Below are 15,945 nucleotides of genomic sequence, written 5' to 3'. Positions count from 1 at the left end.
GGCCCCGCCGGTATATCCCGGGGGTGCCGACAAGCCGTGTCATTTCAGCGTGATGATGATCCTGCCGCGCGTGTGCTCTGTGAAGGCGGCGGGGGCGACAGCCAGGTCGCGGACGGCCGTGACGAGCGGCGTGAGCCGCCCATCGCGGAGGCGAGCGGCCAACTGCGCGGACTGTTCGCGGTTGGGCTCGACAACGAAGAAGATTGCCCGGCCGTCGCGGGGCTGGATGGTCGTCGGATCGGCGACGGTGACGAGGGTGCCGCCGGGGCGTAACAGCGTGGTGGAGCGGTCGCGGATCTCGCCGCCGATGACGTCGAACACGACGTCGACCTCGCCGGCGTCCTCGAGCTGGTCGCTGTCCAGGTCGAGGAACTCGTGGACGCCCAGGGTGCCGGCCAGGTCCCGGTCGGAGGCCCGGCCGGTGCCGATGATGTGGGCTCCGGTCTCGCGGGCCAGTTGGACAGCGACCGAGCCGACGGAGCCGCCGGCGCCGTGGATGAGGACGGTTTGGCCTGCTTGCAGGTGAGCGTGGTCGAACAGCGCTTGCCAGGCGGTCAGACCGGGCATCACCGCAGCGGCCCCGGTGACGTGGTCGACGCCGGCGGGGAGCGGAGCCAGGTTCCGGGCCTCCACCGCGGCGTACTCGGCGAGCGAACCATTGCGGCGCCAGTCGGTCAGCCCGAAGACCCGCTGACCGACGGTGAGACCGGTGGTGCCGTAGCCGAGCTCGACGACGACACCGGACAGCTCGTGGCCGAGGACACTTGGCGTGCGGTCGCGGCCGGCGCGGTCGATCCAGGTCCCGGGCCAGTCCGGCTCGCCGCGGAGGAAGCCGGCGGCGTGGACCTGCACGATGACGTCGTTCTCGGCGGCGGAGGGGTAGGGCAGCTCGGTCAGGGACAGCCCGAAGCCGTCGGCCTCGCGGTCCCGGACAGTGATGGCACGCATGAAGATCCTTCGCAGTGATTGTTGTGCTGGTTCGACTCGACCCTACGCAGTCGTGGCCCGCGATCGGTGGGCCATTCGGCGGCGCTTTCGAGGGGCCACCTGGGCGCGGAGGGACTGCGGTCAGTCCCCGGCTGCTTCGAGGAAGATCTGCGCCAGTTCGCGCGGCTGAGAGAACATCGGCCAGTGGCCGGTGTCCATCTCGACCAGCCGCCAATGCTTGCTGCGCCGAGTCTCGAAGTACGGTGACTGCTGCTGCGCTGGGGCCGGACACGGTCTCGGTGTCGCGGAGGCTCACGCCCGCGTCATGTTCGAGGAGACCTAACGATGTCTGTCGCCACGCTGTTCTTGATGGTCGGGCTTCCCGGCGCCGGCAAGACCACCCGGGCTCAAGAGCTGGCGAGGTCACACGATGCGCTGCGGTTGACTCCGGACGAGTGGCACCTTTCCTTGTTCGGCACCTCGCTGAGGGCCGACGGCAAGCGTGACCTCTTGGAAGGCTGGCTGATCACGATGGCGCTGCGGACTCTGCGGCTGGGGACCAGCGTGGTCCTCGACTTCGGGCTCTGGAGCCGAGACGAGCGGTCGGCGCTGCGCTGGCTGGCCGGCCAAGCCGGGGTGTCGTGCCAGGTGGTCTATCTGCCCGTCGACCTGGACGCCCAACTCGCCCGTATCGCGCATCGCCAGGCCACCACCCCCCAGACCTTCCCGATGCCCGAGGCCGACGTTGCCACGTGGCGTACCCAGTTCGAAGCACCCGATGCCGCCGAGCTCGCCGGCGTGGACAGTCCCTGTCCGCCCGAACAGTGGACGACCTGGTTGGCCTGGGCCGTCGACCGATGGCCGACACTCACCGCCGACTACTGCTAGGGCGCGCTCCAACGCGGATGCAACCAACTTCACCCTCGTAGGCGTGTCTAACCCGGTACCGAGGATGAGGAGGACAGATGAGTGATCGGGACGCAGCGTTCGAGGCGTACTTCGCTGCACGTTCCGACGCCATGCGCGGCACGGCGTACCTGTTGTGTGGCGACTGGCATCGCGCGGAAGACCTGGTCCAGCAGACGTTCACGAAGATCTACCTGGTGTGGCGCCGGATCCAGCGGCACGAGGCAATGGACAGCTACACGAGGCAGACGCTCGTACGCACGTTCCTGTCTGAGCGGCGTCGGGGGTGGTTCCGGTACGAGTCGGTCGGGTCTCGGCCGACCGATCGGGAGGCGCCGTCGTCCGGCCATGCCGACGAACGGCTCGTGTTGTTGGAGGCCCTCGCGAAGGTGCCGCCGAGGCAACGCGCCGTTCTGGTCCTGCGGTACTGGGAGGACGCGTCCGTCGAGCAGACGGCCGCGCTGCTCGAATGCTCGGCGGGAACTGTCAAGAGCCAGGCCGCGCGCGGGCTGGCGACGCTGCGCGGTCTGCTTGAAGAGGAGAGGGTTCGATGAACGAAGAGGATCTCAACGAGGCATTGCATGACGTGATGGTGCGCAGCAGTCCGCCGCCGTCGATGGATCCTGCGCTCGCGCTTGACCAGGGCCGCCGGGCGCGCAGGCGGCGCAGGGTGGCGTGGGCCGCGGTCGCGGTCGTGCCGCTGGTGGTTGGCGTCGGGGCCGGTCCCGCACTGATCGCGAACTACACCGGTAACCGGTCGGCGGGCCAGATGGTGGCGGGCGGCACCAGCCCGACGACGCAGCCAGTGTCTACGCCGTCGCCGGTCTCCACGACGACGCCGACGACGCCGACGACGCGGAAGACAGGCGACCCGTGGCCGGAGGGCCAGGTAGACCGCACGGCGTCCGCGGGTCCTCGCGCCGCTCGGTCCGTGACTCTGATGAACGAACTGAGCTCGTCGGTGCCGCCGGGGTTCAGCACGCCGAACCTGAAGTACCCGGACGGTCGCTCGATGAGATGGCCGCAGAGCCAGTACGCGTCCAATGCCGGGGAACAGGACTATTGGGAGTACAAGGCCTCCATTCCGGTGCAGAAGGACGACCGGGTCGGCCAGTTGCTGGTGCAGTCGACCACGCCCGACGGGAAACCGGCGATGGCCCCGTGCAAGTTGGCGCAGACGTTCTGGGGTGGGACCGGTCGCTGCACCATCGTGGACGTTGGCGGCAAGAAGGTCGGCGTGGTGACCACCAATGGGCACGGCAGCTACGACCAGTGGGCCACCTACCGGCACGACGACGGCACGGTCGTGATTTTCGCACAGGCCAAGCAGAGCGACCACCCGAAGCGATCGCCGCTGACACAACCGGTGTTCACCCCCCGCCAGCTGGCCGAGCTGGTGACGTCGGCGAAGTTCAAGATCAGCACCTGATCAGGGCAGCAGCACCGCGAGGGAGCCGCTCCGCGACGGCGCGGAGGGCGCTGGGCAGGCGACCGTCCCAGAAATTCTGGTCGGCCGCCGGCCCAGCGGGGTTGTCGATCAGGAAACCACCCGGCCAGCCGTCTCGCGGGTGATCCAGTGCGCGCCGCTCCGGGCGAGCACGCCGGCGGTCGCCGCGAAGGCCTACAGCTCGGGCACCTAGTGGCCGGGCTACGGGGTATCCACGGAGATCAGGTCGGCGAGCTGCTCCGGGAGGCCGGGGGAGAAGTAGACGTGGCCCATGCCAGGGATGACGTGCAGGTGTGCATCCGGGATGGCAGCGGCCAGAGCCTCGCCGTGGGCCAGCGTGAAGATCGGGTCCTGGTCACCGTGGACGATCGTGGTCGGGGCGGTGATCGTCGACAGGGGGATGAGCAGGTCCGGGCCCTTCTTCCGGCCGATCAAGCCGTGGTGGGCGGCGGCGGACGGGTCGGTGGCCCTCGCCCAGCAGCGCTGGAGCATCGCTCTGACGGCCGGTTCGTCGAAGGGGCGGACGTCGCCGTTCATGACCCGGAAGATGGCTATGTCGGCTTCCACGCCCGGCGGGGTGCCGTCCGAGGCGGCCACGTGCTGCAGGAAACGCGAGGTCGGCGGAGGCAGGTCGTCAGGGTTGGCGGGTTGCCCGGCCATGGCTCGTTGCCAAACCGGACCGGGATCGTGGCTCATGGGGGTGGTGGAGAGCAGGGTCATGGAGCGTACGCGGGCCGGTTCGTGAACGGCCAGCCACTGCGCGATCACGCCGCCCATCGATGCCCCGGCGACGTGGGCGGACGGCAGCTCATAGGCGTCCAGGATGGCCAGCGCGTCGACGGCCAGGTCGGACAGGCCGTACGGATGCCGGTCGAAGTCGATGATGCTCGAGCGGCCGGTGTCGCGATGGTCGAACCGGATCACCTGCACGCCGCGAACGACGAGGCGGTCGACCAGCGCGTCGGGGAAGGTGATGCCCTGAGCCGACGCGCCCGCGATCAGCAGAACGGCGGGATGATCGGGGTTTCCGATCCGCTCGGTCCACAAGCGCAGCGGACCGGAGGTCACGAACGTCTCGGTCATGACACGTGACAATAGGCGATCCATCGACGCAAGCCGACGGAATTTCACCCGAGCAGACGCCACCTCACCACGACGAGTTGGCGTTGTCCGTTCGGCGGAGGAGCCGCGGGTGAACCGAAAACCGTTTCCGCGCAGGACCGCGCGAATGATGAGGTGGTGGCGTGAGCGACCACACCGCTGTCCGACCGAACACTCTCGCCTGGGCGGCCAGTTACCTCGCCGCCGGTGAGCGGATCGTTCGCGCCGATGTTCTGCTTGGCGGCATTACCGCCGAGATGCGACGGTTGACCATCGGCAGTCTGAACGGAAACACCCGCACCTTGGTCCTGCGTTCGTACGTCGGCGTGGGCAATGCCAACGAAGCACTGACAAGAGAAGCCGCCGCACTGACGATGCTTGCGGCAACAGAGGTGACGGCTCCCGAGTTGGTCGGGGTCGATCCCCTCGCTGCGGAGTGCGAGTACCCGTCGCTGCTGATGACGCATCTGCCGGGTCGGGCAGTCCTCGAGGACAAGGGAGTGGAGGCGCGTATCCCGCTGCTGGCCCGTGAACTCGTGGCGATCCATACCATCCAGCCCATCGAACAGCCTCCCGTCTACGGGACTCTGACGACCGCCGACACGGTCGTCACTCCGCCCGGCATCAACGCTCAGGCATGGTCCGACGCGATCGAGATCATCCGCCGGCCGGCGCCGTCGTACGAAGGCCGCTACCTGCACCGGGATTTCCAACCCGGCAACGTCCTGTTCGACGGACCGATCACAGCCCTCACGGGCGTGGTCGACTGGGCAAGTCCCTGCTGGGGTCCGGCCGACCTGGACGTCGCGCATTGCGCCACCAACCTCGCCGTACTCCACGGCGCTGCTTGGGGCCTCGAGTTCGTCACCGCCTACGAAGCCGCCGGCGGCACCCTCGCGGCAGATCCGGCCGAACGCCAGTACTGGCTCGTACGCGACGCCCTCGCCTTGTCCGAAGACATCGACCTGATCTCCCAAGCCTGGCGCGCAGCAGGCAGACCCGACCTGACAACCCAAGCCGCCGAACGACGCCTCGACGCCTACCTCACCACTCTCCTGAACGCCACCTGACCACGTCCGGAATCAACAGTGCCGGTCCTGCTGGATCGCGATCTCAGCGGCGTGCATCGGCGCAGATCTGTTCCTGGTACAGCTTTGGATTGGTGCGCGCCATGATCTCCGGGCGGCCGTGTGTGGCCAGCATGACCGAGGCGTACTTCCACCAGACCGCTCCAACGCCAACTGAACCGCGTCATCGACGGGTCTCCTCGACCCCGTCGACGTCCTGTAACTCCATGTACAGCCGGCCGAACGCCTCGGCCGACGAACGATCCTCAGACATCCACGTGCCTCCATGACCGCCAACCCGGGCGTCGCCCCCACGCCCGCCGACGGCGGCAGCCCCAGCCTCCCGCAAACCGCGAGGCGCAGCCACAACCACACCCGCCTTAAGCGGCGACCAGGAGGTCGCGGCGAGCCATGCCAGCATCATCGCTGTCGAGGTGCGTTGGAGCACTGCACGCCAGCGCGCTCGACAACCTGCGCACGGAGGTTGCCTTGGCGATGCTGTGCACGGTCCAAGCCTGAGTGTCGGACGGCAGTTGTGAAGTAGGGGCCTTGCCTGTGGCCGGTTGATCGACGATGGCTCCGAGCTACGGTGCGGTGGTTGACCGGCGAGCTTGTGTGGTCTGATCTGGAGCTGGCTCCAGGCAAGCTGTTAGGTTCTCGTGATGGCGACCTACTCGCCGGCCGAGGCAGCCGCACAATCCGGGTTCAGCATCGATACGCTGCGCTATTACGAGCGCGAAGGTATTCTGCCGCGCATCGAGCGCAGCGCTGGTGGGCGGCGTGTGTACAGCGACGGCGATCTCTGGATGCTCGGATTCCTGCGTTGCCTGCGGGACACAGGTATGTCGATCGAGCAGCTGCGTCGGTACGGCGAGTTGAGCCGTGATGACACCACGATGCCGGAGCGAGTCGCTTTGCTCGAGGAGCACGCCGCCTCGATCCGGGCGCGGATGGCCGAGCTCGATGCGATCCTCACCCGGGTTGAGGAGAAGACGGACTGGTACCGCGGGGAACTCCGCCGGATGGGGGATGCGACGTCCTGACCCACTCCGGCATTGGGGCTGTCCGCGCGTCGTCGCCTATGCGCCGTCCAGCGCCGCCAGTTCATCCTCGGTGAGGATGGTGGACGCGCCTACCACGGCCTGCTCGATCTGTTCGACGCTGCTGGCTCCGACGATCGGGGTCAGCGCCGGGCTCCCGGAGGCCAGCCACGCGAGTACCACCTGGCCCGGTCGGAGTCCGCGCGCAGTGGCGATGCGGGTCAGCGCCGCCAGCCGTCGTTCGGTGCCGGGGTGGCGGTACTCGGTCTCGAGTGGGCGGTCGTTGCGGTCGTATCGGCCCTGGAGGGTGGCGGTGTAGACCCAGCCGTCGAACGACGGGTTGCGCCGCAGGAAGTCGAGGCCGTCCGGTGACAGCATTCCCAGCGGGATCGGTTGGCCCTCCACGGCCATGCCGCCGGCGGGCTGAAGGTAGGAGTAGCGCTCCTGGTACGCGTTTGGCTGCGGGTGGCCGGTGCGTTCGGCGGTGGCCCGGATCCGCTCGAGAAGCCAGGACGGGTGGTTCGACACGCCCCAGCGAGCGGTCAGGCCGTCACGGACCAGGCCGCCGAACGTCTCGACCAGGTCCTCCACCGGAACGGTCGGGTCTTCGACGTGCGCCCAGTACAGGTTCACACCGTCGACGCCCAGCCGCTCCAAGCTCTGTGCCATGGCTCCGCGCACGACGTCCTCGCTCAGCCCTTCGAGGTGGTCGGGGAACCCGCCGACCCGCGTGGGCTGGGCGCCGACCTTGGTACTGAGGCGGACGCGGACCCCGGAGTTGGACGCCAGCCAGCGGCCCAGCAGCGCCTCGCTCTGGCCGCCGAAGCCGGTCTCGGAGGTCCAGAAGCTGTAGTTGTCGGAGGTGTCGATGAAGTCTCCGCCCAGTTCGGCGTACCGGTCGAGGATCGAGAAGGCGCTCCGATCGTCCACCCTGGTGCCGAAGTACATCGTCCCGAGGGCCATCGTGGGTGTGTTCATCGCTCCAGCCTCGTTGCTGGAGCGCGCTCCAGGTCAAGCCGCGAGGTCACGAGAGCTACGGATTCGCGGGAGGCAGGGCGGGGTAGACCCGCCCGAAGCGGTCAGGTCAGGGGATGTGTGAGCCGGTACGACTCGGTGCCGGACTCGATGACGTTGCGACCGACTCCCCGAATGCCGTCGCCGGCGACGGATGTCTGTGTTGGCGGGCATCCCGCGACACCATCACTCAGCTTCCCGCGGTCGCCCACCACTACCGCACCGTAAGCGGCAACATCGAAAACTGGACGCACCACACCTTCGCACCGCTGGAGCTGCCCCAAAACGACCGGCTCTACAGCCTGAACATCGATCACGAGGGGGACATGTCGCGAGCGGTGCTGGATCAGGCGCAGGTCACAGCCGAATGCGGCTGTGACCTGCGGAGATACACAGTAGGGCGGGCGGGACTCGAACCCGCGACCCAGGGATTATGAGTCCGGCGGCCGTTGCCACACGGGCCGACTTCAGGCTCCGGGAGTTCGTATTCCGACCCGATCTGCCCCCTCTGCCAACAGTATTTGACTCCAGGTGGCCCCACGACTGGCCCCACGCCATCTGCACTGGCGAAGGCTCTCCCACCGACGTTGGCACCTCCGACCGGCGCCGATAGCGCACCTTATGTCAGGCATCACCGGAGATTTCACTACTTACTTTAGTTCGGTGATGATCGGTCGCCCCTGTCGCCGGGATGCGCGGCAACACGTAACCGAGATCCATCGCTCCCGCGGGGCTGTTAGGTGTTGCGGTTGCTTCCTCTCCGTCGAACCAATAGCCACGACCCAACCTGGATCCAGACACGATCGGTGGGTGCTGGTGGCGCTGGCGCTGGCCCAGCTGCCTGGACCTGCAACGCGTGTAGCCGTTGGCGACACTCAGCGAGCCACACTCGCTCGCGTGCGAATCGACGGTTCTCTAGAACGAGCTCTGGCCACACCGATATCAGGGTGATTGACCAAGGCACGGCGAGGAACACGAGAAATGCCACGGAGGCTATCCACCAGTGGTCTCCCAGGTTGTGAAATGCATACCAGCTCTCTGCGGCTAGCCAGAGTAGGGCGAAGACGAGGTACCCGGACGATGTCCCGCCCACAAGGGAGAAGCGGAGAACCTGCCCTCTGCTCAGTCGAGCAGGATCCCACCTGCGGCCGTCGGAGCGGCGCCAGTCCCGGGCGGCTTCGGGGTCGATTACGCCAAGACGGAGTAGCAGTCGAAACCGACGACTGTGGAAGTGCTTATGCCGTAGCCGCCGGAGGGTCGCCTCAGCCATCTGGAGTTCGTGCGGGTCCAGCTCGGGATTGGTCGACATCTGCCGCAGTCGCTGTCGCAGGGCGCCCGCTTCGTCGATCCAACGGTGCCAGGGGCGCGTCAGATGGTCGAGACCGATGATCCCGACGAGTAGGACCAGCATCGCGGCGCCGGCGATCATGGCTATGCCGTCGGACCCTTTTGGCCAATGGAGCGTGCCGTTATCGACGAAAAGCGCGCCACCGATACCGGCGTATGCGCCGGCCACGACAGCCGTGATGTTCATGCCGACGGTCATCCATACCAGCTCGCGCTCGCGCTGGTTCTCTTCCAGCGTCACCGGCCCTTCCTCTTCGAGCGCCTGGTTCGCTTTGATCCGCCAGCGTCGTACGACCGGGCTCATCAGTGTGTGGCTGGCGCATCCGAACAGGCCTACTACGCCAATGGTGGCGGCGTCGAGGATCAATCGGCCCTCCTCGACCGGCGGTCCCACGGCCTGGCGCACAGTCCCGTACACATCAGTCTTACCTCGTGTGTCTCGAAATCCTTACTGAACCTATGGCCGACTATGCAACTGGGTGATACACGGCTGAAGCACACATCATGGGCCAGCCAGTCGCCGAGAGGGTGTTGAGAATCGATCGTTTTCTCGACACCACCCGCCTGCGTCGGCTCGGCAGCCGACACGCAGGCTCTGAGTGTCGAGAAACGTGTTGCGAAGTCGGAGTGTCCAACAACTTGTCGCTACCCCTTTCTCCTACAGTCGCGGTCATGGCGACCTCTGTGACCGCACCCGACCTGCTCGCAGCTGAACCCGCGGTGCTCACCGGCGCCTCGGTTGGATATGCCAGGGTGTCGACCCACGGTCAGCTTCTCGACCGGCAGCTTCGAACGCTGAACGAGGCGGGGTGCATCAAGGTGTTCGCCGACAAGCAGTCGGGCCGCGATGCCGACCGGCCCGAGCTCATCGCCTGTCTGGCGTACCTGCGCCCGGGCGACACGCTCGTCGTACCGAGCCTCGACCGGCTGGCCCGGTCGCTGCAGGACCTCCTCACCATCGTCGGGGACCTTCGGCGCAGCGGTGTCGGGTTCCGATCCGTGCACGAGGCGATCGACACCACGACTCCCGGCGGCCGGCTCGTGTTTCACATCTTCGCCGCGCTCGCCGAATTCATCCGCGAGCTCATCGTGGAAGGCACACACGAAGGCCTCGCTGCGGCGAGAGCGCGGGGCACACGGCTCGGCCGGCCTCCGGCGATGACACCAGATCAGGTGCGCTCGGCTCGAACACTCCTCGCCGAGCCCGATCACTCGGTGACCTCGGTCGCCAAGCTGCTCGGCGTCAGTCGCTCGACGATCTACAAGTACGTCCCTGGGCTCGCCAAGCCGACCCTCACTCTCGCGGCCGCTCCGGCGGCGCTGCCCGGTGTCGTGCTTGAAGATCGGTCCGCGGTGACAGGCCCGCGGCCGATGCCGGCCCCGCCAAGGGCGACGGCGTGCCCGACCTGCGGCAACCGGCCGACGAGCAAGCACGAACTGCAGCTGCATCGCGAAGGCCTCGAAACCGTCTGGCTACTGCCGGACCCAGACAGCTCAGAAGCCGTGGTGGAGCGGTGGCATTGCGAACGCTGCCAGCCTCACCAGGCGCGGATCGTCATGTGCGGCCTGTGCGGTGCAACGGTGATGCTCGGCGAGGAGCTCGCATCCGACGATTTTGCGCACGTCCCCGACGCTGCTGATCGGTGGCTCGCTGACCATGGCTGGATCTACGTCCGCGGCCAATGGGCATGCGGAGACCACTCGGACGACTCGCCTCGTACGACGCCGTGACTCCCCGGGTGCAGCTGCTGATGGTGGCGACGTCCGTGGCCGGGACGAGATTCGGGATCCCGACGGACACCTCTGGATGGTCACGGCTCCTTAAGCTCGAGGGCGTAGTCGCCGTGGGTGGCCGTCCGGACCAGCACGCGGTCGGATTCGACGGCCACATTCGTGATCGGGTCGTCGATGTACAGCCCGGCCACCCGGGTGCCAGCCGCCGGATCCCACGCTGCGACGTTGCCGCCAGTCGATCCGGTGACCAGCACGGTCCGCCTGTTGAGCGATCCGATTGCCACACACTGGACCGCTGAGGCGCGGTCCGCCGGGTTCTCGATCCGCGTCCCGTCCGCGATCGTGTACAGCCGCGCCTGTCCGCCGCACGCCGCGGCGACGACCGCGCCGTGCCCAGGAAGGTTGCCCAAGGCCACCGATGTCGCAAGGTCGAGGCTCGGCTTGACGTGCAGCAGGTCCCAGCCCTGCTCGAGAACGTACGGCGGCAGCTGGACGAACGGGCCGGCGACGGCGCGCGGGCGTTGCGCCGGAGCCAGCGTCCGCTGGTCCCAGATCCACACGGCGCCGTCGACCGATCCGGTCGCAACAACCGGCACGCCGTCCACCTCGCCCGTCGCCGCGACCGTCTGCGGCCAGCTCTCGGGCCGGTCCAGGTCAAGCGGCCGGGGATTGCCCTGGCCCCACGGCGGCGGGTCGCCGAGCCCCTTCGGAACCGGTACCGGTGCGAACTGCTCGAACCACGGCTGCGCCGCGCTGGCACCGACGGTCCGCGAGAGCAAGACGCCGTGGCCGTCGGCGTCGTCCTCGATCTGCTGCAACTGCACCAAGGCGGTGTTGTCGTAGTCGGGCGACAGCGCGACGATCGCGCGTCCGCCGACCAGGCCGACCGCGATAGCCCGGGTGCGCTCACTGTACGGAGATACCTGCACCTTCGCGTGTCCGGTGAACCACCACAACCGGTTTTCGATCCCGGCCGCGACCACGAACTGCGACCCGATCCGCGCCGCGGTCATCACGTCCAGACTGCCGAATTCGGATGCGATCGGATCGGTCCGCCAGATCTCCCGGCCGTCGGCGGGGTCGATCAGCAGGATGCGACGAGCCCGGGCCCGGACCGGCCCGGGCTCGTGCTGCACGGCCAGGAGCAGCAGGGCCTCGTCGTTCTCGACCCCGAAACCGCGAATGTCCAGGGCCGCGATCGCCGCCGGGACCGCGAGCGGCTCCAAAGTCACGGCGTCGACCAGCTTCAGCACGCCCTCCAACGGCACGCCGGCGATAACCTGCCGTCCGCCGATCCGGCCGATGCCGATGACATGGCCGAAGCCGATGTCCGCCGCGGCGAGCCGTTCCTTGTTACGGGCGTCCCACACCTCGAGCAATCCGTCGTACCCGGCCGTGGTCACGACGACGGGGCGTCCGTCGATGACCGACATCGCGACGGCGGTCGCCCGGTGGCCGAGCGTGATCATCGACGTGACATCCGGTACACCGGTCCGCGGATCCCACAACTCGATCCGGGTGTCGACCGCGATGGCGACCACGGGGAGTTCGTCGACGTGGCCGAAGCCGAGACCACGGACCTTGCCCGTCGTCCGGTACGTCGACTCGAGATCCGCTCTCCAGTCGAGGCTGCCCTCCACCATCCGCAGCCAGGGAACGGTCGTGAGCCGCCCGATCGCGTCGCCCAGCCCGGTCATCGAGGCGCTGGGGTACTCCTTCAGCCGGGCGTGCAGCTGACCCGCGAGCTGGGTGGGATCGCGGGTGAGAGCGGTCCGGCTCCGGCGCAGGGCCCGTCCCATCACGTCGATAGCCTGGAACGTGGTCACCCACTGGACCGTCGAGTCGACATCGTCGTGCCAAACGTCCCGCACGATCACGTCGACCAAGATCGTGATCACCGCGTCGGTCTGGTCGACGCCCAGCAGGTCGACCGCACGAGTCAGCCAGCCGGCATCGGTCACCAGCTCGACGACCGCCGCGGCCGCCGGCGCGATCCGGTCGGGTTCGGCGACCAGGTGTTCGGCGAGGTAGCGAACGACGTAGAAGTTGGCGTCCGCCCAGCCGGCCGTCCGCTGCCGCGGGGTCAGCGCTTCCGCGATCCGTCGATGGCCGGCGGCGTAGTCCGGACGCGCATGGAAGTGCTCGACGAAGGTCTGGTGCGCAAGCCGGTACGTGCTCTGGCCGTGCTCCCCGTCGAGCATGACGTACGGCGCCGCCGCGACCAGCAGGTTGTCCAGGTCGGCCTCGCCGGGGCTGACGGCCGCGAGCGCGCGGGCGGCCGTGGCCCAGATGCCGTCGGCGCGCGGCAGGCCCCGGCCCCGGGCATGGGCAAGGGCCTCCAGCAACGGACGGAAGTTGCGGTCGGCAACGGTCAGCCGGCTGACTGCCATGGCGAACAGGCCGCGGTGGTCCTGCTCCAGCAGTGCGGCGAGCTGAGGCTGCGCCTCCGGGGCGAGCAACTCGGGACGGGCCAGGATCTCGTGCACTGCCAGCCGCGCGTACAGGAAGTGCCGGTTGTGCGCGCCGACGCTCCGGGCGGCCGCGGCCGCGGTTTCGGCGTCGATCGGCAGCGAGCTCAACCGATGCTCGACGTACCTCGTCACCGCTTCGGCATCGAGGTCCACCGTCACAGTGGTGGTTGGTTCGAGCGCGTCGAGCAGGTCGGTGTCGAGGGGTTTCAGCATGTCGGGGCCTTCGTTGGTCGAACGACGGGTCCCGACAACGACCCGGCATCCGCCGACCTCGGCCAGCTGCCGCAGTACGTCGGCGGTCCCGAGCGGATCCTGGGCCTCGTCCAGCGCATCGACCATGACTGTCCGGCCCTCGGCTGCGGTGCGCAAACCGTCGAGTGTCGACGAGACATCCGGCTCCCCCTGGAGGTCGGACGCGAGCCGGTTGATCACGTCGGTGGTCGTCAGACCGGTGAGCAGGACCGAGGTGTCGAACACGTCGTCCGGCGGCTGCTCCGGCGCGGCCAGCCGCTCGACCCGGCCGGCGCGGATCAGCAGTTCGCGCAGTGAGGGGTTGGTGTGCACAACGAGGTTGCCCAGCACAGCGGACTTACCCGAGCCGGCCGGCCCGGTGACGGCGAGCAGTCCGGAGCTGTTCGCGCGCAGCCACTCGGTGATCTCCCGACGCTCCCGGCCACGCCCCTCGAAGTACCAGGCCGGCTCACCGAGCTCCGCTCCCTGCGCCTTGGGCACGAAGAACTTGCGCTGGTCCTTCGGCAGACCGGCAAGGAACTCCTCCAGTTCGACATAGACGTCCTGTGGGGCGGTGACGCCCGCACCGAGCGGCCGCGGCGGCGGGGTCAACGGCCGGGCCCGTCCGAGCCCGACCCGGATCGACTGGCCGAACGCCAGCCGGTTCTCCAGCCGGCCGACCAGGTCGTCCACCCGGATCACCTCGTCGTTGGGCGCAAAGGACTTCAGCGCCTCGTCGAGAGCCTTTGGCACCGCCTTCAGAAAGGTCGATCCGGTGCCGCCACCGCCGAGCAGGGCGAAGGACCCGGCCGGATTCGACCTGGACAGGACCTCGATCGCGAGCCGCTGGACGAACCGCTCGGCGCCGCAGGCCTCGATCACGACCAAGGTCCACGCCCCGGGGTCATCGCTCCTGCTGGCCCATTCGTCGGCCACGTGGTTCGCCAGTTCCTGCGCGTGGTGGCCGGTGCCCTTCTTTCGCTGGGCGCTGTTGTACGACGCCAGCCAGGCATCCTCCGTGTCCGACTCGCCGTGGCCGACCCAGACCAGGACCGAACTCCGCGGCCCGTCCCGATCGGCCCAGGCGCCCAGCTCCCGCTGCACCCAGGCGGCGTCCGGCTGACCTTCAGTCCAGTGATGCACGACCCCGCCGTACGGCGTGAGCAGGTCGGCGATCGCCTGCGCGTCGTCGTCGGCCGGGATCGGTGCGAACGGCCGTCGTACTTCGGTGCTGTAGGCGGCGATCGGGATTGGGTAGATGGTGAAAGTCGCATCCGTCATTGGCCGGCCTCCTCAGGAGGGACCGCCAGCACCTGTTCGGTGACCGCCGACGCGCCACCGCCCTTCACTTCGACCCGGTAGACCCCTGGTTCGCCGAGCACGACCGATGCGGTCAGCACCCCGTCGCGACGCTGCAACGGCGGCACCGCGACCTGCCAACGGGTGAACGCGTCGACGACCCGGCACGTCGTACCGATCGCGTCCGCACCGGTCACCGTGATCGTGAGCGGCGCGTCCGCCGAGACGATGTCGGGTACGTCGATCCCGATCTCCCCGGGTCCCAGCGGCGGTCCGGCGGTGTCGTTGGTCAGGACGTCGCGCACATGCGAAATGGCCTCCTCGGTCGCGGCGACCGCGCCATGCGATTGCGGGAGCGTGCCGGGGGAGAGGCCGAACCCGGCGGCCGACCGGCGGAACACTGTGCCGTCGCCACCCAGATCCACCCGCTCCTTGACCACTCCGGCCTCATCGGTGATGCACGTGTGCATAAGAGGTGTCAGTACGCCGTCGCGCACCGACAGACTCTGCATCGTCGGCTGTTCGACGCCGATAAGCAGCCGCAGACTGCCGGCCTCCCCAGCCATCAGCCGGTTGTGCCGCTCGAGCGACTCGCTCGCGAGCTCCCGGTCGCCGTCGATCGCCGCGATGTCGCCGGGCTGGAGCCAGCGGGCGGACGCACCGTCGTCGACACATCGGTAGAACGGCAGCAGGTCGTACAACCCGGGCATGTGCTGGACCAGCTTGCGCAGCCGCTTGCGGGGAATCGGTATGCCCTGTCCCGAGCTCAGGATGTACGCAGACTTGACGGAGCCGTAGTACGGCGTGCCGAGGGTGACTGTCGTACGGACGTCGGATGCGCCGCCGAGCACGTGGTTGAAGTACCGGGCGACCAGTCCGCCCATGGAGTGCGCGACCAGCACGACCTTCGCGTCCGCGCTGCCCGCGGGGTGCGCACGCCACTGGGACAGGTGCCGGTCGACCACCCGGCCGAGTTCCGCCGCGTTGTGCTCGACGGACAGCCGCCAGTCGTACGGGAACTCGCGCAAGGCGTCCGGATGTGCGAGTACCGGTCCGATCCCGGTCAGCAGCTTCGTGTAGGGCTCGAAGCCCTTCAGCACCGGCGCGAACGCCGGAAACCGCAACAGCCCGGAGGCGCGAACGCGGCCGGTCCGGCCGGCCCGCTCCTCATCCGTGACCGCGAGGCGTTTGAGCGCTCTCCCCGTCGTCCACGCGCTGACCCACCAACTCGCGTCGTCGAGCCCCCACAGGACATCCCGCGTCTCGACGTCGACCAGTGAACTCCCCATGATGCCCGGGATGACGATGACTGCATCCCCGGACACGGCCCCCACTACGTCCATCCGAACCCACCCCCGGGC

11 protein-coding genes and 2 pseudogenes are annotated in these 15,945 nt (G+C 68.4%); 6 read left to right on the top strand and 7 right to left on the bottom strand.

The genetic code is table 11. The features are described 5' to 3' along the window. Positions 1-39: 39 nt before the first annotated feature. Together ACXC9Q_RS25925 and ACXC9Q_RS25920 are read right to left on the bottom strand one after the other, a co-directional pair. Positions 40-948 carry an NADP-dependent oxidoreductase gene (locus ACXC9Q_RS25925; RefSeq protein WP_457059251.1) on the bottom strand — a complete coding sequence of 303 codons (909 nt, stop codon included), beginning with the start codon at positions 946-948 and terminating at the stop codon, positions 40-42. A 120-nt stretch (positions 949-1,068) separates the two neighbouring features. Then, positions 1,069-1,164 (bottom strand): annotated as a pseudogene (locus ACXC9Q_RS25920) (alpha/beta fold hydrolase); the annotation flags it as partial. A gap of 108 nt (positions 1,165-1,272) precedes the next feature. Here ACXC9Q_RS25920 and ACXC9Q_RS25915 point away from each other — a divergent pair. From ACXC9Q_RS25915 to ACXC9Q_RS25905, 3 genes are all read left to right on the top strand, one after another. Continuing rightward, positions 1,273-1,815, top strand: a complete 543-nt coding sequence (locus ACXC9Q_RS25915; RefSeq protein ID WP_457059250.1) for an AAA family ATPase — start codon at positions 1,273-1,275, stop codon at positions 1,813-1,815. A gap of 77 nt (positions 1,816-1,892) precedes the next feature. Then, positions 1,893-2,387 carry a SigE family RNA polymerase sigma factor gene (locus ACXC9Q_RS25910; protein WP_457059249.1) on the top strand — a complete coding sequence of 165 codons (495 nt, stop codon included), beginning with the start codon at positions 1,893-1,895 and terminating at the stop codon, positions 2,385-2,387. Beyond that, positions 2,384-3,262, top strand: a complete 879-nt coding sequence (locus ACXC9Q_RS25905) for a hypothetical protein (RefSeq protein ID WP_457059248.1) — start codon at positions 2,384-2,386, stop codon at positions 3,260-3,262. Before ACXC9Q_RS25910 ends, ACXC9Q_RS25905 begins: the two co-directional genes overlap by 4 nt. A gap of 219 nt (positions 3,263-3,481) precedes the next feature. Here the strand turns inward: ACXC9Q_RS25905 and ACXC9Q_RS25900 are convergent, their stop codons facing one another. Next, positions 3,482-4,363: an alpha/beta fold hydrolase gene (locus tag ACXC9Q_RS25900; RefSeq protein WP_457059247.1), complete on the bottom strand. Its 882-nt coding sequence runs from the start codon at positions 4,361-4,363 to the stop codon at positions 3,482-3,484. A 161-nt stretch (positions 4,364-4,524) separates the two neighbouring features. Here ACXC9Q_RS25900 and ACXC9Q_RS25895 point away from each other — a divergent pair, with 161 nt between their 5' ends. Together ACXC9Q_RS25895 and ACXC9Q_RS25890 are read left to right on the top strand one after the other, a co-directional pair. After that, positions 4,525-5,451, top strand: coding sequence for a phosphotransferase family protein (locus ACXC9Q_RS25895; protein WP_457059246.1), 927 nt, complete (start codon positions 4,525-4,527; stop codon positions 5,449-5,451). 659 nt (positions 5,452-6,110) lie between these two features. Further along, on the top strand, positions 6,111-6,491 hold the full coding sequence (locus ACXC9Q_RS25890) for a MerR family transcriptional regulator (protein WP_457059245.1): 381 nt from the start codon (positions 6,111-6,113) through the stop codon (positions 6,489-6,491). A 36-nt stretch (positions 6,492-6,527) separates the two neighbouring features. On the opposite strand, the gene ACXC9Q_RS25885 is transcribed toward ACXC9Q_RS25890, so the two are convergent. Next, positions 6,528-7,466, bottom strand: coding sequence for an aldo/keto reductase (locus ACXC9Q_RS25885; protein ID WP_457059244.1), 939 nt, complete (start codon positions 7,464-7,466; stop codon positions 6,528-6,530). Between the two features lie 772 nt (positions 7,467-8,238). Beyond that, a complete protein-coding gene (locus ACXC9Q_RS25880) occupies positions 8,239-9,216 on the bottom strand; it encodes a hypothetical protein (protein WP_457059243.1) in 978 nt (325 codons plus the stop codon). A gap of 305 nt (positions 9,217-9,521) precedes the next feature. On the opposite strand from ACXC9Q_RS25880, the pseudogene ACXC9Q_RS25875 reads away from it, so the two are divergent. Beyond that, positions 9,522-10,133, top strand: a pseudogene (locus ACXC9Q_RS25875) (recombinase family protein); the annotation flags it as partial. Between the two features lie 527 nt (positions 10,134-10,660). Here the strand turns inward: ACXC9Q_RS25875 and ACXC9Q_RS25870 are convergent. Both ACXC9Q_RS25870 and ACXC9Q_RS25865 read right to left on the bottom strand, forming a co-directional pair. Next, a complete protein-coding gene (locus ACXC9Q_RS25870) occupies positions 10,661-14,566 on the bottom strand; it encodes a hypothetical protein (RefSeq protein ID WP_457059242.1) in 3,906 nt (1,301 codons plus the stop codon). After that, positions 14,563-15,927 carry an esterase/lipase family protein gene (locus ACXC9Q_RS25865; RefSeq protein WP_457059241.1) on the bottom strand — a complete coding sequence of 455 codons (1,365 nt, stop codon included), beginning with the start codon at positions 15,925-15,927 and terminating at the stop codon, positions 14,563-14,565. The genes ACXC9Q_RS25870 and ACXC9Q_RS25865 overlap by 4 nt, the downstream gene beginning before the upstream one ends. Positions 15,928-15,945: the final 18 nt, after the last annotated feature.

It is taken from the genome of Kribbella sp. CWNU-51 (assembly GCF_054073265.1).
The sequence above is the reverse complement of the archived record's forward strand: the minus strand, read 5'-3'. Positions and strand labels throughout refer to the sequence as shown.